A 26,802-nucleotide genomic window follows, 5' to 3' on the forward strand; every position below is an offset into this window, starting at 1 on the left:
CGGGATTATTCGAGGGACAAAATGTGATTACATTACAGCGGATCCCTTCCACCAACGATTACCTCAAGGAAGCGCTGTCAAAATCCACGCCACTCCCTGAAGGCACTGTAATAATGGCAGTTGACCAGCACGATGGCAGGGGCCAAAAAGGTACGGTATGGCAAAGCGAACCGGGGAAAAACCTAACCATTAGCTTGCTGCTTACCCCCACGTTCCTCGACCCGAAGCAGCAATTCGCGCTCACGGCGGCTATCAGCTTTGCCGTTGCTCGGTGGCTGGAGTCGCTCACCCACGTGAGCGTAAAGATCAAATGGCCGAATGACATCTATATCGGTGACCGGAAAATCGGTGGCATCCTGATTGAAAATATCCTGAAAGGCAAGTCATGGAAATCGGCAGTTATCGGCATCGGCATCAATATCAACCAGACCATATTTCCAGCTGGAATTCAGCACCAAGCCACCTCAGTCAAGCAAATTTTACACAAGGATTGCCAAGTATCGGAATTATTGCCCGACCTTTGTAAACACATTGAGCAGGAGTACATTGCGCTGAAGTCGGGCCGTTTTGATACCACGCTGGCGGATTACAAACAAAAGCTGTATCGGCTGAATGAGCTGCACCCCTACTTGGTAGAAGGGATAAATGTATCCGGCGTATTACGGGGGGTTACTGAAACGGGGCGCTTGCAGATCGACTTCAACGGTCACCTCGTTGATTTTGACATCAAGGAAATAGCTTTTGTCATCTGAGTAGGATTAGTTACCTTTGCAGCGCAAACACCGAACAGTGCTGCCGGAATTAAACCCCGAGTAGTAAAGCGAGTCTTATTTATTTACGAAAACAACACTTGAATGATTATGAGAAAAGTAGTATTAGCAGCAGTGGTTTTGTGTTTCGCGGCAACCGATTCCTTTTCGCAAATCCTAAAACCTGTCACCTGGCAATTCGGTGCAAAGAAAATCAATAACAACGAAGCGGTAGTTTTCATTAAAGCCACGATAGAAGAGGGCTGGCACATTTACTCGCAGCATCTGGAAGAGGGCGGCCCGATCAAAACGTCGTTTACATTTACCCCATCGGCCGACTACGTCTTGGTAGGTAAGCCGGCCGAACCGAAACCGAAGACTAAATACGAGGACGTCTTTTCGATGGACGTGGGATATTTCGACAAGGAAGTGGTTTTCCAGCAGAAAATCAAATTAAAGAAGGGTGCTACAACCGTTAAAGGCGCCGTTGAGTTTATGGCGTGCGATGCAACCCAGTGCTTGCCGCCCGACGAGGTAGAGTTTGCAATAGCAGTGAAATAGTCGGGTAACGCTTGCAACTTTTATCGGATACATGAGACAAATCTTTCTTACGTTGGTGGTTTGGGGTGTTGCTTTGGCAGTCATCCCCCACGTGATGGCGCAAGACTCCCTGTTTGATTTCAGTGACGTTGAGTTTTCTGACGGCCAGGATACATCATCAGCATACATCGAAGTGCCTGACGATGTGGTATTCAGTGATGGGCAGGACACGGCGGATACCTCCCCGGAGCAACCTGAGTTGGCAGCGGGCGGTGGCACGCTTAACCAAAGCAATGGCGGCAGCCCACAAACGCTTTGGGGGATTTTCATCGCCGGCATTATCGGTGGGTTCGCAGCGTTTCTGATGCCCTGCATCTATCCAATGGTGCCCCTTACCGTCTCCTATTTCACTAAACAGAGCGGCACGCGGACTAAAGGCATTTTCAATGCGCTGCTATACGGTCTTTTCATCATTGTCATTTACGTGGCACTGGGTATGCTGGTCACCCTTATCTTCGGTGCATCTGCACTCAACGAAGCGGCGAGCAGCGCGTGGTTCAACTTATTATTCTTCTTGATCATCATCGTTTTCGCCATTTCCTTTTTGGGAGCATTTGAAATCACCCTGCCCTCGCGGTTTATCAATAAGATGGACTCAAAGTCGAACCAGCGTGGTTTCCTCGGGCTATTTTTCATGGCGTTTACGCTCGCGTTGGTGTCCTTTTCGTGTACGGGTCCCATTATTGGCTACCTTTTGGTAGAGGCCGTGGCCGAAGGCGCCTTGTTGGGGCCGGCCATTGGTATGTTGGGCTTTTCGGTAGCTTTAGCGATACCTTTCATGATATTCGCCTTCTTCCCTTCGTTACTGAAGGAGATGCCGAAATCGGGCGGGTGGCTCAACACGGTAAAGGTTTCATTGGGCTTCCTTGAACTTGCGCTGGCGTTCAAGTTTTTGTCGAACGTGGACCTTGCCTACCATTGGGGTATCCTAGACCGGGAAGTGTTCTTGGCCATCTGGATTGTCATATTCGGCCTATTCGGCCTTTATTTGCTGGGCAAATTGAAATTCTCGCACGATAGCGATGTGTCCTTCATTTCCATTCCACGATTATTTTTTGCCATAATGGTGCTATCGTTTACGGTGTATATGGTGCCCGGCATGTGGGGCGCTCCATTGAAAGCGCTGAGCGCGTGGCTACCCCCGTCGCCCACGCAGGACTTCAATTTGCACCAAGTGGGACTCGGGCTGGGCCAAACACCGCAGGCCAGCAGTGGTATCGTAAAAAAATACGGTGATGTTTTCCACGCCCCGCACGGTATCGATGCGTTCTATGACTATGACCAAGCATTGGAATACGCCAGACAGGTAGATAAACCCGTGCTGTTGGATTTCACCGGGTGGAGCTGTGTGAACTGCAGGAAAATGGAAGAGTCGGTATGGCCAGACCCTCAGGTACTGAAGCGGTTGAAGGAAGACTACATCCTCGTATCGCTATACGTAGACGACCGGACGGAGCTGGCCCCCGAGGAGCACTATGTATCTTCATTCAGCGGAAAGAAAATACGGCGGGTAGGCCAGAAATGGTCGGATCTTCAAGCGTCGCGATTCGGCACCAATGCGCAGCCTTACTACGTGGTTGTAGATAACGATGGGAACCAGTTGATACCTGCCCAAGCGTACAAAGAAGATATACCGCATTACATTAATTTTTTAGACAGCGGGATCGCTGCCTATGAGCAACATAAAACAAACTAATAGTCAACAATAACGTATGAGTAACATCAAGAACATTGCCGTATTCACGTCTGGAGGCGATGCCCCGGGGATGAATGCAGCCATCCGTGCAGTAGTCCGTACCGGCCTGTACTATAACCTAAACGTGTTTGGTATCGGCCGGGGATACGACGGCATGGTCCATGACGATATTTTTTCAATGGATGCCAAATCGGTTGCCAACATTATCCAACGTGGCGGCACCATTCTCAAAACGGCACGAAGCGAAGAATTCCGCACGGTAGAAGGTCGTCAGCGTGCCTACGACAACCTGAAGAAACGCGAGATCGATGGTTTAGTCGCCATCGGTGGCGACGGTACCTTTACCGGGGCTTCAAAATTCATTGAAGAGCACAACATCCCCATCATCGGCCTACCCGGCACCATTGATAATGACTTGGTGGGCACCGACTTTACCATCGGTTACGATACGGCCATCAATACGGTTATCGACGCCGTAGACAAAATCCGCGACACCGCCGAGTCGCACGATCGCGTATTCGTGGTGGAGGTGATGGGCCGTGATTCCGGCCTCATTGCCCTGCGGTCGGGTATCAGTGTTGGAGCGGAGTGCGTGCTTATCCCAGAAAACAAGGTCGATTACGAGGCCATGATGGACCGCTTAGACCGCACACGTAAGAATAAAGCCTCGCGGGTCATTATCGTAGCCGAAGGGGATGATGCAGGCGGTGCGTTCGCAGTAGCCGAGCGCATCAAAGAGCGTTTCCCTCATTACGACATGCGTGTTTCGATCCTAGGGCATATTCAACGGGGAGGGAGCCCTTCTTGCATGGATCGGGTGCTGGCAAGCCGCTTAGGGGTCGTGGCGGTGGAAGCGCTTCTGGAAGGTCGCCGCGGTGAAATGGCTGGCCTGATACATGGCGAGGCGGCGTTTACACCATTCAGTAAAGCGATCAAACACATCGGAACCGTTAACGATAACCTACTACGCATCGTCGATATCCTATCGCTGTAATTGACAGGGAACATAACAGGAACGCCCCCGGCTCAAGAACCGGGGCGTTATTTGTTTTGCTTTGCTATTCAAGCAACTCGGCCAGCGTCGTATGGAGATCCGCTCCCCGTAGGTTTTTCGCGATAATCCTCCCGTCGGGGTCCAGCAGGAAATTGGCTGGAATCCCCTGGATGGCGTATAGCTGCACCACATCCGACTGCCACCATTTCAATTCGGATACGTGTGGCCAATCCTGCAACCCATCGGTTTCGATAGCTTTCAGCCAAGCATCTTTTGCGCCGGGACGGTCGAGCGACACACCAAACACAGTGAAATTCTTGTCTTTAAAGGCCTGGTAAGCTGCAACGACGTTTGGATTCTCGTGCCGGCACGGCACGCACCAACTTGCCCAGAAATCAACCAATACGTATTTACCCCGCAGCGAAGATAACGCAATCGGTACGCCGGTGGTATCGGGTTGGCTGAAGTCGGGGGCGATAGCACCGATGTCCAACCGTTTCGTAGTTTCCAGCTGGGTTGCAATTGCCTTTCCTTTAGCTGAATTCTTAAGTGCTGCTGACAATTTGCTGAATGCGGTTTCGACCTCCTCCGCAGGGCCCGACTCTACATGCGGCAAGAGTAGATCGAGGCTCACCAAGCTGGATGGATGTTCGCTGATATAATTGAAATCCACACCTTTCTGTTCTTCCTCAATAGCTAGGGCCTCCGCCTGCAATCCTTGCATGAAAGCCGGGTCTTGTTTTTGCTCGTCCGGTGCTGCAAAAAACCGTGCCATCAGGCTCTCCATCTTCGCAAGCTGGGGGGCAACTCGCTCGCGGTACGCAGTGAAGTCTTTGTTCGCTGCACCACCTTTTACCGACGCATTGACCAGCGAGTCATCGGAAGTAACATGAATGGCCCCCTTTTCCAGATAGAGTTCCACCCGATCGGGGTCTTCCATCTCGCGGATATCGCCTCCGTCGTGAGCAAGCAGTACCAACGCCCGCGATGGTTCAGCGACCGTGCCGTGAAATTTAAATGCTCCATCGGCCACCGTAGCCGAATCCACCATTGTGCCTGTTGCTGTCCGATAGGTTAGATATGCTTTTGCTGGTGCATTGAGGGCACCTACTTTTGCTGTGACTGTAAAATCCTCCTGCGCCAGTCCCGCTAGCGGCAATGCCGCCACAACCGTCAAAACTAATTTCTTCATTATTTCTCTCTTTAACTGCTAATCCAAGCTTACCACCTTCCGCTGGCTCCACCACCGCCGAAGCCGCCACCGCCAAAACCTCCGAAACCTCCACCGCCAAAGCCGCCGCCACTTCCAAATCCACCACCACCGAAGCCGCCACCGCGACCACCGCGGCCCATACCGCTCAACATTGTCCACCACAGCAAGTCGGAAGCGCCACGCCCTCCCATTACCCTGCCGCCGCCACCACCGCCACCACGACCGGACAGCGCAATAACTACGGTGACAATGACCACAATCAAAATGAGTGAGCCAAAGCCGCCACCCTCGCCCTGCTCTTTCTTGGGTGGCGCTTTATACTCACCCTTGGTGTAAGCAATGAGGGCATCGGTGGCCCGGTCGATACCTGTAAAATAATCTCCCTGCCGGAATGGGGGCTTGATTTCGTTCTCGATAATCCGGTAGGCTATCGCATCGGGCACTGCGCCCTCCACCCCGTAACCGGTTTGTATGGTCACGGCACGGTCTCCCAATGCGACCAGCAGTAGGATGCCATTATCGTGCGCTGCACCACCGATGCCCCACTTTTGTGCCAACCGTACGCCGTAGTCGGCAATGTCGTATTGTCCGGTAGATTGCATCACAACCACCGCGATCTGCGTGGATGTGCTATCGTCAAAAGCAACCAGTTTACGTTCCAGCCGGTCCACATCGGTAGCTGAGAGCGTATTGGTATAATCATTGACCAACTTATTGGGGGTTGCCGGAAAATCCTGTGCAGACGTCCTTGCCACACCGGCAAGTAGCAACGCACAACATAGGGTTATTTTGAAACAGTTAATCGTCTTTACCATTGCCGAATGCTATGTCATTAGGCAGCTCGTTCACATCGTCATCTTGCCTAGGAAAGAAGTGCTGCAGCTGCTTCCCAGCATGTTTAATTCCCTCGGTCAGTCCCGTTACCAAGTCGCCCTGTTTGAAATACCCAAGCATAAGCTCTTTGGTTTCCTCCCAAAAGCCATCGGCTACTTTCGCATGGATGCCAGTGTCTCCAATAATGGCGAACTGGTGATCGTCCGTAGCCATATAAATCAGTACGCCGTTCCGCAATGCCGTTTTATCCATCCCCAATCGGTGAAAGTATACGGCTGCCCGATCCATCGGCTCACCTTTGCATCGGGGTTCCACCGCTAGGCGTATTTCGCCCGATGTATGGCTTTCCGCTACCTGGATAGCATGTACGATCTGCTCTTGTTGTTCTTCCGTAAACTGCTCCATAACCCGCTAACTATCCATTTTTAAGTCTCATGTCTGATGTCTGATGTCTCAAAACTGTACTTCGGGCGCTTGATTGGCCCCTGCTTCCGCAGTGAAGTAGCCTTTTTGCTTGAACCCGAAAAGACCGGCAGTAATGTTGTTGGGGAACCGCCTTACCGACGAGTTGTACTCCTGCGTGGCTTCGTTGAACGCCCTACGTTCTGTGCTGATACGGTTTTCGGTACCTTCCAGCTGTGCCTGCAATTCCAGGAAATTCTGGTTGGCCTTGAGTTCCGGGTAGCGTTCCACCGTCACCAACAGGCGGCCCAGTGACTGCGACAGCGCATCTTGCGACTGCTGGAACTGCTGGATCGCTTCGGGTGTCAGGTTTTCGGGATCTACGGTGACCGATGATGCTTTTGCCCGCGCTTCGATAACCTGTGTGAGGGTCTCCTGTTCGAAGTTCGCCGCACCCTTCACGGTATTGACGAGGTTGGGGATCAGGTCAGCCCGCCGTTGATAGGCATTCTCTACCTGTGCCCATTTGCCTTTCACATTTTCTTCGAGGTTCACAAGCGTGTTATAACCGCAGGAGCTGAACGACATGGCGGCAAAAAGACCCACCATTGCCACGAATAATCTTCTCTTCATATTGATTGATTTTAAATGCATTGTTGCCACTAATTTAACACTTTGATTGCAAAATTTATACCTTTGTTACACTTCGGGATAAAAACCCGACATCATTACATGCAGCAAGAACTCGAATTAAGCGTTCTCCCCGAGCGGATCTCAGACGAAACGCATCTTCTTCGGGAAGGTGCAATGAAACTTCATATTGCGCCTGAACGAATTAAAGGCTTGAAAATCCGCAAGCGTTCCATCGATGCGCGCGGCAAACGTGTGGTATTCCGGCTGCGTGTCCTCTTTTATATCGATGAACCACCTGCACCCGACAATTTGCATGTTGACTATGCCAATGTAGCAGCCGCAGCACCCGTTATCATCGTGGGTGCCGGTCCCGCGGGTTTGTTTGCCGCATTACGTTGCTTGGAAAAAGGACTTCGTCCGGTTGTGGTGGAGCGCGGAAAAAATGTACAGGAACGCAGGCGCGATCTAGCTATATTAAATAGAGACGGTATGGTAAACCCGGATTCGAACTATTGCTTCGGCGAAGGCGGAGCCGGTACATATTCAGATGGCAAGCTCTATACCCGATCCAATAAGCGGGGCGATGTGCAGCAGGTACTGAATGTCTTTGTAGCCCACGGCGCCACCGAAGACATCTTGGTGGATGCCCGCCCCCATATAGGCACGAACAAGCTACCGCACATTATCCAGCGCATGCGTCAAACCATTCTGGATCATGGCGGCGAAATCCATTTCAATAGCAGGGTCACCGACATCCTGCAGGAGGGAGGCAACGTTAGCGGAGTTGAGCTTGCCTCTGGCGCGCAACTCATGGCCGACCATGTAATCCTGGCAACCGGGCATTCCGCTCGCGATATGTTTGAGTTGTTCCACCGTAAACAGTGGCTCGTGGAGCCCAAGCCTTTCGCGTTAGGGGTGCGCATCGAGCACCCACAGGAAATCATCGACCAAGCCCAGTATCACTGCGCGGTGCGCGGCGAACACCTGCCTCCGGCTTATTACAGCTTGGTGGAGCAGGTGGATGAGCGGGGCGTATTTTCCTTCTGTATGTGTCCGGGTGGCATTATCGCACCCTGCGCCACCGATAAGGGCGAAGTGGTGGTGAACGGCTGGTCGCCCTCCAAACGCAACAATCCCTACGCCAATTCGGGAACGGTGGTACAGGTGAATTTGGAAGATGTTCCACAGGTGGCACGATATCCGTTTGCGCTGATGGACTTCCAACACGAGGTGGAGGAGCGTGCCTACGTGCTAGGTGGCGGCAACCTGGTAGCCCCGGCCCAGCGTATGGTGGATTTCGTAGAAGGGAGGTTATCCAGTTCCCTGCCGGTCAACTCGTACAAGCCGGGCACCAAGAGTGTGCCACTTACCGAGGTATTGCCCCCTTTTATCCATGACGCACTAAGGAAAGCGCTTCCGGTGTTTGGCAAGAAAATGAAGGGTTATTATACCAATGAGGCGATACTTGTCGGCGTGGAGTCGCGCACGTCGTCGCCCGTGCGTATACCGCGAGACCGGGCCACGCTGCAACATCCGCAGTTGAAAGGGCTGTATCCGTGTGGCGAAGGAGCAGGGTACGCGGGCGGGATCGTATCGGCAGCGATCGATGGGATGAATTGCGCGGATGCGATCATGCTAAAAAACCTTTGAAAAACAATTGCCGACACTACATTGCCGCCTACATCAGTACTTACTGCAACCCCTCTTCCACCAGATGCTCCACGTACTGGCGTACGGTATCGTTGGCGAAGCGGCTGGTTACATCAAACGCGAAAGCATGGATCAGCAGTACCCTAGCCTGAGCCTCGCTGATGCCCCTCGACCGCAGGTAAAACAACGCTTCGTTATCAAACTGGCCGATGGTACACCCATGGCTACATTTTACGTCGTCGGCAAAAATCTCCAGTTGTGGCTTGGTATATACTGCCGACTTCTCGCCGATGAGCATGTTGTTGTTCTGTTGGAAAGCATTCGTCTTCTGCGCATCAAGACGTACGAATATCTTTCCGTTGAACACCGCGGTTGAGGTATCCTGCGTAATGTTCTTGTACCACTCGTAGCTCTCGCAATGCGGCTTCATGTGGTCCACGATGGTGTGGTTATCGACAAGCTGGTTGTCTGCCGTAAGGGCGATGCCATACAAATGGCTCTCAACTTCGCTGTCGCCCAGCCGAACATTGATGTTGTTGCGCACGAATGCTGCACCAGGAAACGAGCAATTGTAATTGTTATACAGGCTATGCTTTTCTTGGTGTACTTCCGTGTGGTTGATGTAACTGCTCTGTTCGCCGGCGACCTGCAGGTAGTAATGTTGCAGCTTTGCATTTTCGCGCACCATGATCTCGGTAACGTGGCTGCTCAGGCTGCGTTCGGCGGCATCGTCCGTTACGAACGACTCGATGATCTCCGCTTCGGCAAAAGCACCCATCACATACAGGTTACGGGGTTGGCTGAACAGTGGGCTGGCTGATGCCGCCACGTGGATCACGTGGATAGGCTTTTGGAGCTGGGTGTTCTTTCCGACCTCGATAAAAAGCCCCGATGTAAATGAAGCTGTATTCAACGCCACAAACGGGTTATCCGTTTTATCGGCAAAAGCCGTAAAATATTTGGCAAAGCACAGTCGTTCGAAAGCCTGCTCGATGGGCATAACCTGCAGGCCGGCAATCGCTTCCACAGACGACAACTCGCTGCTGTATTGTCCGTTTACCAACACCACGCGATGGGCATCGAGCTCGGGAATACGTGCTTTTTCCCACGCCGCTCCCCCCGAAAGTTCTTCGGCCTCCAATGCGTACGCCCGGTTGACCAATGGCTGTACATTGGTATATTTCCAATCCTCGTTTTTTACTGTAGGGAAACCCGTAGCTTTGAAACGTTCCAGCGCCTGCTTGCGGATTTCGCCTAGCGATCCTGACGTTCCGGACGACAAGCGCTCGCCGGCTGTTTTAACCAATTGCGTATATAGTGAATCACTCGTTTGTGTAATCATGGTACCTGTAGCCACTTCATCCAACATAGCATCTCCTTTCCTCATTCAAAAACCGTTGTTTAGGCACCGACTGTCTCTTTGATCCAGTCGTACCCCTTCTCTTCCAGCTCCAGCGCAAGTTCCTTGGTACCCGAACGGACGATACGGCCGTTATAAAGCACATGCACAAAATCGGGCACAATGTACTCCAATAACCGCTGGTAGTGCGTAATGACGACAAACGCATTGTTTTCCGTACGCAGCTGGTTTACGCCCCGTGCCACGATGCGGAGGGCGTCGATATCCAAGCCCGAATCGGTCTCGTCCAAAATGGCCAGCTTAGGCTCCAGCATGGCCAGTTGCAGGATCTCGTTGCGCTTCTTCTCACCGCCGGAAAACCCTTCGTTCAACGAGCGGTTGGCCAGCTTGGCATCAAACTCCACCAATTGCTGTTTCTCCTTGACCTTGTTCAGGAATTCCCGAGCCTCTACCGGCGGCAGCCCTTTGTAAGCACGTATTTCATTCAACGCCGTTTTCAGGAAGTTGATATTGGATACGCCCGGTATTTCCACAGGATACTGGAACGCCAAAAACACACCCTCACGCGCACGATCTTCGGGCGAAAGCTCCAACAGGTCTATGCCGTCCAGCAGCACTTCCCCTTCGGTTACTTCATAAGCATCCCGGCCGGCCAATACATTGCCGAGCGTGCTCTTCCCCGAGCCGTTGGGGCCCATGATGGCATGTACTTCGCCAGCCTTCACTTCGAGGTCGAGGCCTTTTAATATTGCTTTATCTTCTACTGATGCGTGTAAATTCTTAATACTTAACATGATAATATTCGCTACTCTTCTTTCGATTAAATGATTAGCCTACACTTCCTTCAAGCGATATGGCTAATAGCTTCTGCGCCTCTACGGCAAACTCCATGGGCAACTGGTTCAGCACCTCTTTGGCATACCCGTTCACAATCAATCCGACGGCCTTTTCGGGGTCTATACCGCGCTGCGTAAGGTAGAACAGCTGGTCTTCACCGATCTTAGACGTCGTTGCCTCGTGTTCGAGTGTGGCCGTCTTGTTCCGGTTTTCGATATAAGGGAAGGTATGCGCTCCGCAGCGATCACCGATTAACAGTGAGTCACATTGGGTGAAATTACGCGAATTGTCGGCCCCAGGACCGATTTTCACAAGCCCGCGGTAGCTATTGTGACTCACGCCGGCCGAGATACCCTTCGATATGATTTTACTCCGGGTGTTTTTACCCAAGTGAATCATTTTGGTGCCTGTATCGGCTACCTGCTTGTTGCGGGTAAGCGCCACCGAATAAAATTCACCCACGGAATGGTCTCCCTTCAGGATAACGCCGGGATATTTCCAGGTGATGGCCGAGCCTGTTTCCACCTGTGTCCAGGAGATTTTGGCATGGTCGCCCTTGCAGATACCCCGTTTAGTGACAAAGTTGTAGATCCCGCCTTTGCCGTCCTTATCGCCGGGATACCAGTTCTGCACGGTCGAATACTTGATCTCGGCATCCTTCAGTGCAATTAATTCCACGACAGCAGCGTGCATCTGGTTCTCGTCGCGCATCGGCGCGGTACATCCTTCCAGGTAGCTTACATACGACCCTTCGTCGGCGATGATCAGCGTACGTTCAAACTGTCCGGTATTTTCCGCATTGATACGGAAATAGGTAGAGAGCTCCATGGGGCAACGTACCCCTTTGGGGATATATACGAAAGACCCGTCTGAAAAAACCGCCGAGTTCAGCGCAGCGTATACATTGTCTGTCTGCGGCACCACCGTACCGAGGTATTGCTTCACCAGCTCGGGATGTTCCTGTACGGCTTCGCCGAAAGAAGAGAAAATAATGCCCTGTTCTTTCAGCTTTTCACGGAACGTGGTTTTGACCGAGACACTATCGAATACCGCATCTACCGCCACTACGCCAGCCAACACTTTCTGTTCGTCGAGCGGGATGCCCAGTTTCGCAAATGTGGAAAGCAGCTCAGGGTCCACCTCGTCCAAACTATTCAGTTTGGGCTTCGCCTTGGGTGCGGCATAATACGAGATATCCTGGAAATCAACATCGGGATTTTCGAAGTTCTGCCAGGTGGGCATTTCCATCTGTAGAAAATGTTTCAACGCCTTCAGCCGCCACTCCAGCAACCATTCGGGCTCGTTCTTCTTGGCAGAAATCAACCGTACGGTATCTTCGTTAAGCCCCTTGGGGGCAATATCCATTTCGATATCCGTTGAAAATCCGTATTTATATTCTTCGAGCGCGAGCTCTTTTAATAACGCGTCATCTTTTGTACTCATAACATTCCTCCGCAACGGGTCAATCAATAAGTACCGGGCGTTCTGCCCGGCTTTTCCGAGATGCAAAGTTACGATTAAAGTGGCAATAAACCTCGTGTATTCCCGGTTCATTTCGGGGAATGGACGTGCTTTTTGTATTTTTACAAATCGGTGATAATGAACAGGATTCGTTACGGAAGTGGGGCTGACCGCATTTTTAAACAAACAATATGGAAAATAAACCGTACTATTGCCAAATATAATTTGGCAATAGTACCGTCGAAGAATAGTTCATATCCAAATCGTTGAAATATGCCATTTCAGCCCGATAAAACCGACTTTAAAATTTTGAAGCTCCTGCAGGAAAACGGCAGGATTACCAACTTGCAATTGGCATCGAGCATCGGGCTCTCACCCGCCCCGACGCTGGAACGCGTGCGTAAGCTCGAAAATTCTGGATATATCAAAAGTTACCATGCTTTCGTTGACGAAGAGAAACTCGGGCTGGGCATCAAATCGTTCATCCAGATATCGCTCGACTTTCACACGCACAACGCCATCCCGGAATTCGTCGAAGCCGTTAAAAACATCAAGGAGGTAACCGAGTGCCACCACGTTACGGGGCAATGTGATTTTATGCTGAAGGTATATGTAAAAGACATCAAAGCTTATGAAGCCGTCATCATGGAAAAAATCAGCAAGATTCCCTTTGTGAAAACGTTCCAGACCATGATGATCATGTCTACAAGCAAGAAAGAACCCATCGTTCCGATGGAATACTAAGAGCCTGAGTTACACCTGCCAGTCGATAGGCTCAAGCCCCTGCTGCACCAAAAATGCGTTCGCCTTGGAGAAGTGCTTGCATCCGAAGAAACCATGGTGGGCTGAAAACGGCGATGGGTGGGCAGCGGTGAGGATATGGTGCCGACGGTGGTCGATGAGTGCCGCTTTGTTTTTGGCGTATCTACCCCACAAAAGGAATACAATTCCCTGCCTGCCGGCAGACAATTCGGCGATCGCCTTATCAGTAAACGCCTCCCACCCCTTACCTTGATGTGAACCGGCAGTATGAGCCCTGACGGTCAACGTGGCATTGAGCAGGAGTACCCCGCGGTTGGCCCACGCGGTGAGGTCGCCGTGATTCGGTACGTTGAATCCGGGAATATCCGTGGCTAGTTCCTGATACATATTGCGCAATGAAGGCGGAATACCCACGCCCGGCGGCACGGAAAAAGACAGGCCGTGCGCCTGCCCCACGTTGTGATAGGGGTCTTGCCCCAGTATCACCACCTTCACCTCGTCAAACGGGGTATGGTTAAAGGCGTTGAAGATGAGGTTGCCGGGCGGATAAACCGTATGCTCCCGTTTTTCCATCACTAAAAACTGTTTGAGCTCCTGCATATAGGGCTTCTCAAATTCGGGCCCCAGCACCGCTTTCCAACCGGATTCCAATTGTACACTCATAGCGACAAAAATACACTTTATTGTAAAATGTACCTGTGGCCAGTTGATAAAGCGCTGAAATAAACGGATATTTGCCTAGGTTTTAAGGCGAATTTATATCAACTAATAATAGCGACACATGTCTAATCTCGTTCGGATCATCTTATCTACCCTCCTGCTGGTCGCTACCGTGGCCTTGTTTGTCTATGGTGAATGGGGATGGGGTATATTGGGTATCCTGGTCACCATTGTGGCATTCGTAACGGTCTTTTTCAATGAAAACATGCTCATTGCGCAGTTCTACCTCCGCAAAGAGAACATGGCCAAAGCAGCTGGATGGCTGGCCCGTATCAAAAATTACGAGAAGCAGCTTATCCGCGCGCAGCATGGCTATTACCACCTGTTACTGGGGCTGATGGAATCTCAGAAATCACCTATGCAATCGGAAAAGTTTTTCAAAAAAGCCTTGTCACTGGGATTGCACATGGGGCACAACGTGGCCCTTGCGAAACTAAGCCTTGCCGGCATCGCCATGGCCAAACGCAACAAACGGGAGGCGACCAAATACCTCCAGGAAGCAAAAAGGGCAGATAAAAACAAACTTTTGGCCGACCAGATTAAAATGATGAAAGAACAGATGGGAATGATGGATCGGCAGCAAATCCGGTACCGATAGTTAGTCTCCGGTGGGTGCTGTCAGGTAGGCTTCCAAGAACCGACCCTCGTCTTTACGATCTTCAAAAACTACTTTTGCCACCTGTATGGCAGCCGCTTCGGGTGAGATGCTTTGAGCTGTGATTGTTAACGGCACGGGTTTATTGGGTTGCAGGAGATAATGGAGGTAATTCTGGCGGTCTTCAAATCGCATCGACACACGCCCCATGGTAATCGTAGAAAAATAATAAGCGTTCCGCTGGTCATCGACCAACTGCGTGCCATACACATTGACCTTCAGTTCGCGCGACCGTTCCGACAAGCTAGTAAGGGTTAAAGTAACCGTGGCGGTATTCGTGGCCGAATCGATGGTGAAGGATGTCGCTTCAAACCGGATGCCATCCATGGTCAGCCCACTCGAATCTTGCGCAGCCGGGGCCGCTTCGCCCTCCTGGGCAAAAAGCACCGCAGGCAGCGAAACCAATATCAAAGCAACCCAAAAAAAACCTATTCGCTTCATGCTCTTAGCCGATCTGCCGATTTCACTAATTTTTCATCTTTCCGGATGGCGCCCATGGCCATGCCCAAGAAGACAATGCTGACGGGCAGGAGAAAAAGCCCTACCCCGATATTCCGTGCGGAAAGGAATTGCCGCGCCTCGGTGAGCGCGGAACTAGCCGAAGCGTACAGCCAAACCCCAAATAGTAATAGCAATACAATTTCCAATACAATCAATTGGACCTGCTGTTTGCGTTGACGGAATTTAAATATGATGTATAAGGGGAACAACCCCAACAATACCGTGGCAATGGTCTGGAGGATAAAAAATTCGGACCGTACAGCTTGTCCCTCCAAGCCGTGGTAGACCCCCGTCACTTTCAGGGCCTTACCCATGCCCCCTAAATCGGCATATTGCAGGTAAGGGAACAGAAACAAAGCAAATATAGTGGCCGAAGCCAAGAACAACCAAACACTCTGGATACGCTGAATCATAAGGGCAATGACTAAATGATAACGCAAACTTAGGCATTGTTGCCATTAAAAACAATGCCTAAGTTCGCATCACTCCCATAGTACGGATAAGATTTGCCCCAATCGATTGGGCGAAAACATGCGTAGCATCCGCCGTTCGCGAAAATTCGTACTTTTATCCCATGATCGAACATCAGCTCCTGCTTATACTTGCCTTATTTTTCGCCATGGCCCTGCTTTACCTGCTAAGCCAGCGCATTCCCATTTCGTATCCGATTTTTCTGGTCATCGGCGGGCTTGGCATCAGTTTCATCCCCGGTATCCCGAGCATCACGGTCGATCCAGATTTGATATTTCTTATTTTCTTGCCACCGCTGCTTTTTGAAGCCGCTTGGTACACGTCTTGGAATAATTTCTGGCGATGGCGGCGCTCGGTTTTCTTGATGGGCTTCGGACTGGTATTCTTCACCTCATTGGCTATCGCGTATTTCTCGGCAAATATCATCCCCGGTTTTACCTTGGCACTGGGCTTTTTGCTTGGCGGCATCATTTCGCCGCCCGATGCTGTGGCTGCGACCTCAGTACTCAAAGGAGTGAACATGCCACGGCGGGGGCTCACCATTTTAGAGGGCGAAAGCTTGGTAAACGATGCCGCTTCCCTTACGGTTTTCCGTTTTGCACTGGCTGCCGTGATAACCGGGCAGTTCGTCATACAGGAGGCGGCCACCGAATTTCTTGTCCTTGCGGTGATGGGTATTTTTGTGGGATTGATCATTGGCCATGTACTATACCTCATCCTCCGCTATTGGGCGAAATCATCGAGCATCACGACGCCGATTACGCTGATCGCACCGTATATCATGTACATTGTGGCCGAAGAGCTGGAATGGTCGGGCGTACTGGCGGTGGTAAGTGGCGGACTGTTCCTGTCGTTCCGGTCGAAAGACTACCTCAACTACCATACCCGCATGCAGACCAAGGAGGTTTGGGAAACAGTTGGCTTCTTGCTGAACGGCTTCGTATTCATCCTTATCGGCTTGGAGCTACCGGTCATTGTATCGGCTCTGGGCGACTACTCCCGGAAGGAGGCGATTCAATATGCCCTGTTGATATCGGCCATGGTCATCCTTATCCGTATCGTATTGGTCTATGCAACGTCTTTCATACCTCGATGGCTCAGCCCCGGCGTACGGCAGCGGGAACGGAGCCCCGGCTTGAAACTACCGTTCATCATCGGGTGGGCGGGCATGCGCGGCGTTGTATCACTGGCTTCCGCACTCGCTATTCCGCTTGTGGTCAACGGGCAACCATTCCCGCACCGGAACCTTATCTTATTTATCACATTTGTAGTGATCTTGGTAACCTTGGTCTTCCAGGGACTCACCCTACCTTTGTTTATCCGCTTGCTCAAGGTGGATGAAGTAGACGAGGTGGTGCCCATCGAGGACCAGATGGAGTCTATCCGGTTACAGTTGGCAAAAAAAGCGGTATCACATCTCAATGCGCATTATGCTGCCGAAATGGATAAGCACGAAACGATTGCCCGCATCCGTGAACAGTTTGTCCGTAGCATCCAAGCCACAGAATTGGCCTTGAACGAAGACATAAAAAAAGAGGAACTTGCTTCGGTACGGCGACTGCAGAAAAAGATCGCGCTGGAGCTACTTGAGCTACGCCGCGCCGAGTTACACCGCATCGGCGAAGAAAAGCGATATGATGATGAGGTTATCCGCGACCTGGAGAACAACCTCGACTTGGAAGAAGCGCGGCTGAACAAACGGTAATCCCCAAGTGCCCGTGCGAAATATTTAAAACAAAATCCCTTATCGCACTGTATACTATCTTGCCCAGCATACGTTGAAACAAACACATACTTAACGCCCAAAGAACAGGTTGGGCATTAAATCAAACGAGTATGATGGCACGTGTATGCAAGCGAATGTTATGCTTTGTGGGTTTCGGTTCGCTGTTATTCGGCAGCCCCTGCGTGGGCGCTTCCCCTATCTTTTCGGCCCACTTCCTACAACCCGTCCAACAAGATACCATCCCGACCGACACCGCTCAACGGGTGGCTAAGGGCCAGGTAAAAGACAGCGAAGGCAAACCCCTAGCCGGCGTGACCGTGAGTATCCAAAATTCGGATACCAAAACGCTGACGGATGAGCATGGCACTTACGAGATCACGTCACAGACAGATACAACGGCTATGCTGGTTTTCTCCATGCTGGGCTTCGAACCCTTTGAGATGCCGATGAGCATCGCCAACGGAGAAGTCGTCACCCTGCAACCGCAGGATGCCGATGCCAACGTGTTGGAAGAGGTGGTCGTTATCGGCTACGGTACGGTACGAAAGAAGAACCTCACGGGATCGGTAAGTTCACTCCGGGGGGATGCTTTCCAAAATAATGCCATCACCAACACGGAAGACGGCATAGCTGGTAAAATAGCTGGTGTGCGGGTAAGCCAAGGCAGCGGCGCTCCGGGCAAGCCTGCAAACATCAAAATTAGGGGGCTGAACTCCGTAACGGCGTCCAGCAACCCACTCTATGTCATCGACGGGATTCCTCAGGACCACATGCGGAATGTAAACCCGAGGGACATTGCTTCCATGGAAGTATTAAAAGATGCTTCCTCCAGCGCCATATACGGCGCCAGAGGAGGAAATGGCGTGATTGTGATTACGACCAAATCCGGTGCCGAAGGGAGTACGAATATCGACTTCAACAGTTACGTTGGGTTTCAGGAGGTAGACCGGTTTCTACCCATGATGAATACGCAGGAATATACGGCCTACATCCGGTACTTGCGCGATTCCAGGTTCCAGCAGACCGGTGGTGACCCTTCCGCACCTGTAACTGCCCGGCCGGCTGAGTACCAGTATCCGGATAGCTACCTTAATCCATCCGCGTTACCCGATAATAACTGGCAGGATGTGGTTTATAGGCAGGCTCCGATGCAGAATTATGCATTGGACGTATCCGGAGGTGGCGAAGTCGGCACCTTCAGGGTCTCGGGTTCTTACCTCAGGCAGGACGGGGTGATGCACTATACTGGATTTGAACGGTATAACTTCCGCGCCAATACCATATTCAATATTGGCGAAAAAATAAAATTGGGCGCCAACGTGGCCACTTCTTTCAACCTCATCAACGATCCCGAAACGGATGGCAAGGAGAGTAATGCGCACTACGCCCTGGCTATGCCGCCCGTGGTTGACATCGACCAGAATACGGAGGCTGCGGGATACTCTCCTGCGCAGACGTATGTAAACCCGCTGGCCAGACTCCGCGAAATGACCGCCCGCGCTAAAGCCAACGAGCTTCAACTAAACACCTTTGCCGATTACGCCCCGATAGAAGGGCTTACGCTACGCACCCAGCTCGGCTATATCGGCTCGCACGCTGCCTACAACGAGTTTACACCCGCAAATGTAAACAAGGGGGCACAGGCCCAAGGGTATGCATCCAGCACGGATAATTATGTGTTCAGCATCCAGAACACGGCGACATACCGCCCCGACTGGGGCGAGGACCATATGCTGGAACTCCTCCTTGGGCAGAGCTATGAGCATATCCGCCAAGACTTGTTGGCCGCCGCGGGCGACGGCTATGCCAACGATCTCATTCCAACGCTAAACGTAGCGAATAACCCTACGCTGGCCAGTACTTCCATCGGGGAGAGCGCCACCACTTCTTTTTTCGGACGGGCGCAGTATTTCTTCCGCGACCGGTACCTGGTTTCTATCAGTGCACGCTACGATGGGTCTTCGCGGTTCGGTCCCAACAGCAAATGGGGGTTGTTTCCGGCAGCGTCCATCGGGTGGAAAATCAATGAAGAAGCCTTCCTCCAAGACGTAGAATGGCTTTCCCTACTCAAAATAAGGGCATCCGTAGGTAAGGCCGGCAATGACCGGATCGGTAACTACGAGCATATTTCACTCCTGGGAAGGCAGGACTACAGCCTCAACGGAAAGCTGGTAACCGGCTTGGTACCCAGTAATATCGCCAATGAAGACCTGAGCTGGGAAACCACGTTATCGCGGGATGTCGGACTGGATATCTGGCTCTTAGACGACCGGATACAGGTAACAGCAGATGCGTATTTCAATCGGACCAACGATCTGCTGCTCAGCGTGCCGATATCACGCGTAAATGGCTTCTCGACGATACGGCAGAATATCGGAGAGGTGGAAAACAAAGGTTTCGAGTTACAAATCACCTCGCAACACGTAAAAACGGACGATTTCAGCTGGACTACAACGGTTAACTTTTCCAGAAACCGGAATTACGTACGTTCACTGACACCCGGAATCGATCAACTGATCATGTTGACAACACTTGAGGATTTCAATGCCTACACAACGGCGGTGGGGCAGCCGTTGGGCAGCTTTTACATGTATAAAACCGATGGCGTACTGTTGCCTACGGATTTTGACGACACCGGAGCACCACGGGTACCCATCATCAACGGGCAGCTGGAGGGAAACCTGAAAATCGTGGATATCAATAACGACGGGCAAATCAACGAACTGGACCATACAATTGTCGGAAACCCACAGCCTGATTTTCTGTGGGGTTTGTCGAATCGGGTCGTTTTCAAAGGATTTGATCTGAGTTTCGACATTCAGGGGCAACGGGGCGGCGATGTGTTCTATCTTGGCCGGCGGGGATTCAACAATGGCCTCGGTGAGGGAACAAACCAGTACCGCGACTGGCTGCATGCTTACAAGCCCGAACGGTTCAATGCTAACATTCCGACAGGGATAGATATGGCTTGGGATGGCAAAACGCCAAGCGTGGTGGGCGTCAACCCCGCATATAACGACACATGGATATATGATGCCACCTTCGTACGGATACGTAATATTACACTGGGTTATAATTTTACATACGCCGTGCTGAAGAAGTGGAATGTACGCAGTGTCCGGGTATTTGTAATGGCCGACAATCTCCACACGTTCACGAAGTATCCCGGCGCCAATCCGGAGGTCAACAATGCGGGCGGGTCCGGTGCTGGAGAAAACACCCGGCCTGCCACTGATTACGGAGGATATCCGCTGTCCAAGCGGTTTTCTCTTGGTATAAACGTGTCTTTTTAGCAAACGTCATGAAACCATCATGATTTTCAAAATCACACAGTGGAATCACTAAACGGCTCAAGCCTTCTTGAACACCGTTGAAAAAGAAAGTGGCGGTCAAAAATCATGATAGCTTCATCACCATTAAAAAACAAATTTAGACAGATGAAAAAATTTACAACGATACAAGCGACTAATCTGCTAGCGGTACTGATAACGGCGGCAGCTCTACTGGCAGGGGGCTGTAGCAAAGAGCTAGCGCTTACCCCGCAGTCTACCTACAACACGGAAGATTTCTATAAAACAGTAAACGATTTCCGGCAAGCCCTATTCGGGGCTTATGGGGGATTGCGGTCGGTTCATGGCTTCGACTACCCGATGATGATGGAAAGCCTCAGTGACAACACCAACACGTTACAGAACACTACTAATAATCCCCTCGCGCGTTTTGGCTTCACGGCCGGAGACGACCGTATCCTCGGAGTGTGGGCTGCTTATTGGACCGTCATCAACCGGACTAACACGATATTGGATCAGATCGATGGCGGCGATTTCCCGAATGAGCTGGTCCGGACAATCATGCGCGGAGAAACACGATTTATCAGGGGCTACTGCTATTTCCAGCTCGGTTGGATTTTTGGTGGCATGCCCATCATCGACCGTCGCATGAGTACCGAGGAGACTGCTACGATACGGCGGTCGACCCAAGCTGAAACCTTCGCGTTTGCGGCTGCAGACCTGTTGGCTGCCGCAGAGGTACTTCCCGAACAACAGGGCGGTGATAACCTGGGGCGGGTCACCAAATTCGCAGCAAAAGCGATCCTCGCCCGCCTTTACCTATACATGCGGAACTATGAATCCGCCAAACCATTGCTCGAAGAAATCCTGGCATATGACGGCCTTCGGCCGTATGAAACTTTTGGCGATTGTTTCGTCAATACCCGCGACAACGGATCGGAGCATGTGTTCCAGATTCAGTATACATCGGGATTGAACAGCCAAGGAAATCCACTGGTGTACTCACTCGTGCCGGAGAACCTGCGCTCCGAGCTGTTCCCCCAAGGGGGGCGATCCACGTGGGTCGCTGTCTCCAACGATCTATATGGAGCTTACGACACGTCGGACATGCGACGTGATTTTACGATTCAGAAAGGGTATTCCAGCAGTAACGACGTGGTGGATAGCCTGACCCTCCTTTACATCAAGTATGCACACGGTGCCGTGCCGGCCAACAAGGAAGACAATGATGTCAACCTCTCCATCGTCCGTATTACCGACGTGCAGCTGATGTATGCCGAGGTACTGAACGAACTGGGATATGTTGCCGATGGCGAAGCATTTGCACGGCTTAATGCCGTGCGGCACCGGGCGGGGATAGACAGCCTTTCGTCATCGGACCTCCCCGATCAGGGAACTTTCCGCGAGGCGGTGTTTAGGGAAAGGCGACTGGAATTTGCAGGCGAGGCGTTGCGCTGGTTCGACATCGTGCGCCAAGGCCCTGAAAAAGCTACTGAAATCATGGATGCGTTTTTGGCGCAGCCCGAAGAAGGCGCCGGGCAGTTTAGTTTTGAACCCCACTACCTGCTCATGCCGATTCCGGCAAGTGAGTTGAGGACCAACCCGGCATTAACACCAAACCCCGACTATTAGCCGGGGTCTGATGCCAGTTATTGGAATTTCTTTGCGTTGATCTTCCGTTCGTTTTCGGTGAGGTAGATCTTGCGCAGCCGGATGCTCTTTGGGGTTACCTCGATGTATTCGTCTGCTTGGATGTACTCCATTGATTCTTCGAGCGAAAACTTGATGGCCGGGGCGATGCGTACGTTGTCATCACTACCGGAAGCCCGCATATTGGTCAATTGCTTACCTTTCACGAGGTTAACAACCAAATCGTTGTCACGTATGTGCTCACCCACAATCTGCCCTTCGTAGACATCTACCCCGGGGTCGACAAAGAAGCGGCCACGGTCTTGCAGCTTATCGATTGAGTAAGCTGTCGTCTGTCCTTTTTCCATCGAAACCAATACGCCGGCCAAGCGTCCGGGGATGGTCCCTTTCCAGGGTTCATAGGCTTTGAAACGGTGCGCCATCACGGCCTCACCAGCCGTAGCGGTCAGCACGTTATTCCGCAAGCCGATAATACCGCGCGCCGGAATGTCAAACTCAAGGTGCTGCATATCCCCTTTGGTCTCCATGATGAGCAGTTCACCTTTTCGCTGGGTTACCAACTCAATCACCTTGCCAGATACCTCAGCGGGCACATCTACGACGAGCGTCTCAATTGGTTCGCACTTCACGCCATCGATCTCTTTGATGATTACCTGTGGCTGCCCGACCTGTAACTCGTAGCCTTCGCGGCGCATTGTTTCAATCAATACAGACAGGTGAAGGATGCCCCTTCCATACACCAGGTATGAATCGGGCGAATCCGTGGGGACCACCTTGAGGGCGAGGTTTTTCTCCATCTCCTTATACAGGCGTTCTTGGAGGTGACGTGACGTTACGAACTTACCCTCCTTGCCGAAGAATGGCGAGTTATTGATGGTAAAGAGCATGTTCATTGTAGGCTCATCGATTTGAATCACCTCCAACTGTTCGGGATTTTCAAAGTCGGCTATGGTGTCGCCGATATCGAACCCTTCGATTCCGACCACGGCGCAGATATCACCGGCCTTTACTTCCTGCACTTTCACACGACCGAGGCCTTCGAAGGTATGTAATTCCTTTACACGTGATTTCACAATCTTGCCATCGCGCTTAACGAGGGAAACCGGTTGGTTTTCGCGGATGATACCACGGGCAACACGGCCGATAGCAATTCGACCTACAAAAGAAGAATAGTCTAATGAGGTCACTTGCATTTGTAAGGTGCCTTCCTGGTAAGGGGCGGCGGGAATATGCTCCAATATCGCCTCCAGTAACGGGGTGAAATCGTCGGCCGGCTGTTTCCAATCAGTAGCCATCCACCCTTGTTTTGAGGAGCCGTACAGCACCGGGAAATCAAGCTGCTCTTCGGTAGCGTCCAAGTTAAAGAATAGTTCGAACACCGCTTCATACACTTCGTCAGGGCGGCAGTTTTCTTTATCTACCTTATTGACTACCACGATGGGCTTGAGACCCAAGGCGAGCGCTTTTTGGGTCACGAAGCGTGTCTGTGGCATCGGACCTTCAAAGGCGTCGACCAGTAGGATAACGCCATCGGCCATCTTAAGCACGCGCTCCACCTCACCGCCGAAGTCGGCGTGGCCCGGCGTATCGATGATATTTATTTTGACATCCTTGTATTTTACGGCTACGTTTTTGGAAACGATGGTAATGCCGCGTTCGCGCTCGAGGTCGTTGTTGTCTAATATGAGTTCGCCGGCTTGTTCATTTTCCCGGAAAAGGTTGGTGAAGTGGAGGATTTTATCAACCAACGTTGTTTTACCATGGTCGACGTGGGCGATAATGGCAATATTTCTAATTTTCTGCATCCCGTGCGGGTATTAAATTTGAGGGTGCAAAGGTAAGGAAATTCTACCAAAATCTGTTTGCCTTTGTGATTTTTTGTGCGAAGAGTGCTTGATTACCCGCACCGGAGAACTACGGCGACGGGCTATCTTGCCGCTATGACCCCCAGTTTTTTACCCACTTTCGTAAATGCTCCTATTGCTCGCTCCAAATGGTGCTGCTCATGGGCGGCTGAGAGCTGTACGCGTATGCGGGCCTTCCCTTTCGGCACAACGGGGTAATAAAAACCGATGACATAGATCCCTTCAGCCAGCATCTGGGCGGCGAACTCCTGGGCCAACGGTGCGTCGTAAAGCATCACCGGCACAATGGGGTGTACGCCCGGTTTGATATCAAACCCTGCCTCGGTCATTTTTTTGCGGAAATATTTCGTATTGTGTTCCAGCTTGTCGCGCAACTCGGTCGTTTCGCTGAGCATGTCGAGCACGGCAATGGACGCGCCCGCTATAGCTGGCGCCAAGGTATTCGAAAACAGATAGGGCCGGGAGCGCTGCCGCAGCATATCTACTATCTCCTTCCTACCGGAAGTAAAGCCACCAGAAGCGCCACCGAGCGCTTTACCCAACGTGCCCGTAATGATGTCTACGCGATCCATAACCCCGTGCAGCTCATGTGTACCACGACCGGTTTTACCGATAAACCCTGTGCAGTGTGATTCGTCAATCATAACCAACGCCTCGTACTTGTCCGCCAAATCGCAAATCTTGTCCAGCGGAGCTACGCTGCCGTCCATCGAGAATGCACCATCGGTAACAATGATGCGGTGGCGCGCATTTCCTGCCGCTTTGAGTTGTGCTTCCAGATCGGCCATGTCACAGTTCTTGTAGCGGAATCGTTGTGCTTTACAAAGCCGAACACCGTCTATGATGGACGCATGGTTAAGTTCATCGGAAATGATAGCATCTTCGGCACCAAACAAGGGCTCGAATACCCCCCCATTGGCATCAAACGCAGCAGCATAGAGGATGGTATCTTCCGTACCTAAAAATTCAGAGATTTTGGTTTCCAACGATTTATGGATATCCTGTGTGCCGCAAATAAACCGTACCGACGACATCCCGTAGCCATGGCTGTCGATAGCACGCTTGGCGGCATCGATCACCGTTGGGTGCGATGATAGTCCAAGGTAGTTGTTGGCGCAGAAGTTGATGACCTCATCGCCGCTTCCGATGCAGATATCAGCCCCCTGGGGCGTTACAATCACCCGTTCTTCTTTATAGAGGCCGGCTTCTTTGATGGCTTGAAGTTCTTGCTTCAATACAGGTTGGAGGGTTTTATACATAATAGTCGTGAGTCGTGAACGCCTTATACCATAAATGTCGGGTGTAAGCGTGTGTGCTCCGTCAAAAGTCGAAAATTAAATCGCCAATTCAAAATCGCTGGCAATGTCTATCTTTGCCGGATGGCACGTGAAATCTATGAAACCAAGCGGAAAGCGTTAAAAATCAATCTCAATGAGAAAATATACGGCACCTTTGCCGAAATCGGCGCCGGCCAGGAAGTAGCGCGGAATTTCTTCAATGCGGGCGCGGCATCCGGCACCATTGCCAAAACCATGTCGGCATATGACATGGCCTTCAGCGACGCCATCTATGGTGCCGAGGATTCAGGCCGATATGTTAGTCTCTCACGCCTAAAGAAAATGCTAGCGCATGAATACGAGCTACTCACCGAGCGGCTTGTGGGCGAAAAATACCAGCATAAACGGCTATTTGCTTTTGCCAACACGGTATCGGCACTCAATTTCAGCAAAACGAACGAACCGCACGGCTGGGTGGGTCTCCGTTTCCAGCATGAGGTAGGGGGTGCCTCGAATGACATCATCTTCCACGTGCGGTTGCTGGATAGCGACAACTTACTGCAACAGAAAGTATTGGGCATATTGGGCGTCAACCTCGTTTTCGCGGCATATTATTATACCCGGGATGTGCAGACGATGATCGAATCGTTGGCCGACAATCTCTCGCCCGGATCTGTAGAGATCGATCTGGTGAAGGTGAACGGGCCGGTTTTCGAGGGTGTGAACGAACGGCTCATCAACCTTTACCTTATTGCTAAAGGTTTTTCCAAAGCAGCGATTTTCAACCCCGACGGATTGGCATACCAGAGCAAAGACTTCCTGTATAAGAAGGACATCATGATTCTGCGCACTAAATATCGGCAGCGATCCAATCCCAACTTTGACCTGTTCAATTTGGCGGTAGACCAGTTCAAGCGCAACCTGGGTATTAAGGACGATAACCTCGTGGTTATGATCGAGGTGCTGATGAGCAATGTGCTCGACCGTGCACCGGAGTTTACCTCCGATGACTTGTGTTACTTCGCAGAACGCGCCGAATACCTGTGCAGCACGGGCAACCATATCCTCGTGTCCAATTTTACACGTAACCATTATTTAGCAGAATATTTGGCACAGTTCAAGCCACGTAATGTAGGCATCTCCACGAACATATCGAACCTACGTAATATTTTCAATTCCAAGCAGTATACGCAAGGCAATTATACCGATGAGCTGCTGTCTTACGTTAGTGGACTGTTCAGCAAGAATGTTAAACTATACGCCTACCCTTATCTCCAAAAGCAGCACAACCAAATCATTACCACGTCGAATATGCCGGTATCGCCCGAAGCGCGCCCGTTGTTTGATTTTCTGGTTAAGAACAAGTATATTATCGATATTGAGGACTACGACGAACGGCACGTGAAGACCGTTTGATGTGGAGGTATAGTGATGTGACGATTTATTGAGGTGAGAA

Annotated in this window: 23 protein-coding genes; 11 read left to right on the forward strand and 12 right to left on the reverse strand. The window is 51.4% G+C overall.

Features of this window, described 5'->3' with window-relative positions; translation table 11 throughout:
* Positions 1-23 precede the first annotated feature (23 nt).
* The 4 genes from VNQ80_RS15795 to pfkA all read left to right on the forward strand — a co-directional run bounded on the left by VNQ80_RS15795 (position 24) and on the right by pfkA (position 4,039).
* Positions 24-752 (forward strand): biotin--[acetyl-CoA-carboxylase] ligase, encoded by a 729-nt coding sequence (locus VNQ80_RS15795; protein WP_325640386.1) that lies wholly within the window; start codon positions 24-26, stop codon positions 750-752.
* Between the two features lie 108 nt (positions 753-860).
* Entirely contained in the window at positions 861-1,310 is a 450-nt protein-coding gene (locus VNQ80_RS15800; RefSeq protein WP_325640388.1) for a protein-disulfide reductase DsbD N-terminal domain-containing protein, read from the forward strand.
* A gap of 31 nt (positions 1,311-1,341) precedes the next feature.
* Complete coding sequence (locus VNQ80_RS15805) at positions 1,342-3,045, forward strand: protein-disulfide reductase DsbD family protein (protein ID WP_325640390.1); 1,704 nt, start codon at positions 1,342-1,344, stop codon at positions 3,043-3,045.
* 16 nt (positions 3,046-3,061) lie between these two features.
* Positions 3,062-4,039 carry a 6-phosphofructokinase gene (pfkA, locus tag VNQ80_RS15810; protein WP_325640392.1) on the forward strand — a complete coding sequence of 326 codons (978 nt, stop codon included), beginning with the start codon at positions 3,062-3,064 and terminating at the stop codon, positions 4,037-4,039.
* 64 nt (positions 4,040-4,103) lie between these two features.
* Here the strand turns inward: pfkA and VNQ80_RS15815 are convergent, their stop codons facing one another.
* From VNQ80_RS15815 to VNQ80_RS15830, 4 genes are read right to left on the reverse strand one after another with little or no spacing between them, the layout of a single operon-like run.
* The gene (locus tag VNQ80_RS15815; protein WP_325640394.1) at positions 4,104-5,231 is read right to left on the reverse strand and encodes a TlpA disulfide reductase family protein; all 1,128 of its coding nucleotides are present in this window, start codon (positions 5,229-5,231) and stop codon (positions 4,104-4,106) included.
* A 29-nt stretch (positions 5,232-5,260) separates the two neighbouring features.
* Positions 5,261-6,067, reverse strand: coding sequence for a TPM domain-containing protein (locus VNQ80_RS15820; protein WP_414693005.1), 807 nt, complete (start codon positions 6,065-6,067; stop codon positions 5,261-5,263).
* The gene (locus tag VNQ80_RS15825) at positions 6,051-6,491 is read right to left on the reverse strand and encodes a TPM domain-containing protein (RefSeq protein WP_325640397.1); all 441 of its coding nucleotides are present in this window, start codon (positions 6,489-6,491) and stop codon (positions 6,051-6,053) included. The genes VNQ80_RS15820 and VNQ80_RS15825 overlap by 17 nt, the downstream gene beginning before the upstream one ends.
* A gap of 48 nt (positions 6,492-6,539) precedes the next feature.
* Complete coding sequence (locus VNQ80_RS15830; RefSeq protein WP_325640399.1) at positions 6,540-7,121, reverse strand: LemA family protein; 582 nt, start codon at positions 7,119-7,121, stop codon at positions 6,540-6,542.
* 99 nt (positions 7,122-7,220) lie between these two features.
* Here VNQ80_RS15830 and VNQ80_RS15835 point away from each other — a divergent pair, with 99 nt between their 5' ends.
* Positions 7,221-8,771: an NAD(P)/FAD-dependent oxidoreductase gene (locus tag VNQ80_RS15835; protein ID WP_325640401.1), complete on the forward strand. Its 1,551-nt coding sequence runs from the start codon at positions 7,221-7,223 to the stop codon at positions 8,769-8,771.
* 40 nt (positions 8,772-8,811) lie between these two features.
* On the opposite strand, the gene sufD is transcribed toward VNQ80_RS15835, so the two are convergent.
* The 3 genes from sufD to sufB are packed head-to-tail and all read right to left on the reverse strand — an operon-like array spanning position 8,812 to position 12,411.
* Complete coding sequence (gene sufD, locus VNQ80_RS15840) at positions 8,812-10,158, reverse strand: Fe-S cluster assembly protein SufD (RefSeq protein WP_325640403.1); 1,347 nt, start codon at positions 10,156-10,158, stop codon at positions 8,812-8,814.
* Between the two features lie 14 nt (positions 10,159-10,172).
* Positions 10,173-10,925 carry a Fe-S cluster assembly ATPase SufC gene (gene sufC / locus VNQ80_RS15845; protein ID WP_325640405.1) on the reverse strand — a complete coding sequence of 251 codons (753 nt, stop codon included), beginning with the start codon at positions 10,923-10,925 and terminating at the stop codon, positions 10,173-10,175.
* A 34-nt stretch (positions 10,926-10,959) separates the two neighbouring features.
* A complete protein-coding gene (gene sufB, locus VNQ80_RS15850; RefSeq protein ID WP_325640407.1) occupies positions 10,960-12,411 on the reverse strand; it encodes a Fe-S cluster assembly protein SufB in 1,452 nt (483 codons plus the stop codon).
* Between the two features lie 291 nt (positions 12,412-12,702).
* On the opposite strand from sufB, the gene VNQ80_RS15855 reads away from it, so the two are divergent.
* Positions 12,703-13,173, forward strand: a complete 471-nt coding sequence (locus VNQ80_RS15855; RefSeq protein WP_325640409.1) for an Lrp/AsnC family transcriptional regulator — start codon at positions 12,703-12,705, stop codon at positions 13,171-13,173.
* 9 nt (positions 13,174-13,182) lie between these two features.
* On the opposite strand, the gene ung is transcribed toward VNQ80_RS15855, so the two are convergent.
* On the reverse strand, positions 13,183-13,854 hold the full coding sequence (ung, locus tag VNQ80_RS15860) for a uracil-DNA glycosylase (RefSeq protein ID WP_325640411.1): 672 nt from the start codon (positions 13,852-13,854) through the stop codon (positions 13,183-13,185).
* A gap of 118 nt (positions 13,855-13,972) precedes the next feature.
* Between ung and VNQ80_RS15865 the strand changes: the two genes are divergently transcribed.
* The gene (locus VNQ80_RS15865; protein WP_325640413.1) at positions 13,973-14,509 is read left to right on the forward strand and encodes a DUF2892 domain-containing protein; all 537 of its coding nucleotides are present in this window, start codon (positions 13,973-13,975) and stop codon (positions 14,507-14,509) included.
* On the opposite strand, the gene VNQ80_RS15870 is transcribed toward VNQ80_RS15865, so the two are convergent.
* Entirely contained in the window at positions 14,510-15,007 is a 498-nt protein-coding gene (locus VNQ80_RS15870) for a hypothetical protein (protein ID WP_325640415.1), read from the reverse strand.
* Positions 15,004-15,480: a DUF4293 domain-containing protein gene (locus VNQ80_RS15875; protein ID WP_325640417.1), complete on the reverse strand. Its 477-nt coding sequence runs from the start codon at positions 15,478-15,480 to the stop codon at positions 15,004-15,006. The genes VNQ80_RS15870 and VNQ80_RS15875 overlap by 4 nt, the downstream gene beginning before the upstream one ends.
* A gap of 161 nt (positions 15,481-15,641) precedes the next feature.
* Here VNQ80_RS15875 and VNQ80_RS15880 point away from each other — a divergent pair, with 161 nt between their 5' ends.
* The 3 genes from VNQ80_RS15880 (at position 15,642) to VNQ80_RS15890 (ending at position 22,186) form a co-directional block, all read left to right on the forward strand.
* Positions 15,642-17,243: a Na+/H+ antiporter gene (locus VNQ80_RS15880; RefSeq protein ID WP_325640419.1), complete on the forward strand. Its 1,602-nt coding sequence runs from the start codon at positions 15,642-15,644 to the stop codon at positions 17,241-17,243.
* A 131-nt stretch (positions 17,244-17,374) separates the two neighbouring features.
* Positions 17,375-20,557: a TonB-dependent receptor gene (locus VNQ80_RS15885; RefSeq protein WP_325640421.1), complete on the forward strand. Its 3,183-nt coding sequence runs from the start codon at positions 17,375-17,377 to the stop codon at positions 20,555-20,557.
* Between the two features lie 144 nt (positions 20,558-20,701).
* Entirely contained in the window at positions 20,702-22,186 is a 1,485-nt protein-coding gene (locus tag VNQ80_RS15890) for a RagB/SusD family nutrient uptake outer membrane protein (RefSeq protein ID WP_325640423.1), read from the forward strand.
* Positions 22,187-22,203: 17 nt separating this feature from the next.
* Here the strand turns inward: VNQ80_RS15890 and typA are convergent, their stop codons facing one another.
* Positions 22,204-24,009 (reverse strand): translational GTPase TypA, encoded by a 1,806-nt coding sequence (typA, locus tag VNQ80_RS15895; RefSeq protein ID WP_325640425.1) that lies wholly within the window; start codon positions 24,007-24,009, stop codon positions 22,204-22,206.
* Positions 24,010-24,131: 122 nt separating this feature from the next.
* Positions 24,132-25,328 (reverse strand): glycine C-acetyltransferase, encoded by a 1,197-nt coding sequence (gene kbl, locus VNQ80_RS15900; protein WP_325640427.1) that lies wholly within the window; start codon positions 25,326-25,328, stop codon positions 24,132-24,134.
* A 120-nt stretch (positions 25,329-25,448) separates the two neighbouring features.
* Here kbl and VNQ80_RS15905 point away from each other — a divergent pair, with 120 nt between their 5' ends.
* The gene (locus tag VNQ80_RS15905) at positions 25,449-26,762 is read left to right on the forward strand and encodes a nicotinamide mononucleotide adenylyltransferase (RefSeq protein ID WP_325640429.1); all 1,314 of its coding nucleotides are present in this window, start codon (positions 25,449-25,451) and stop codon (positions 26,760-26,762) included.
* Positions 26,763-26,802 lie beyond the last annotated feature (40 nt).

The sequence above is a fragment of the Parapedobacter sp. genome (assembly GCF_035556095.1).
In the GTDB taxonomy this organism is placed as follows: Bacteria; Bacteroidota; Bacteroidia; order Sphingobacteriales; family Sphingobacteriaceae; genus Parapedobacter.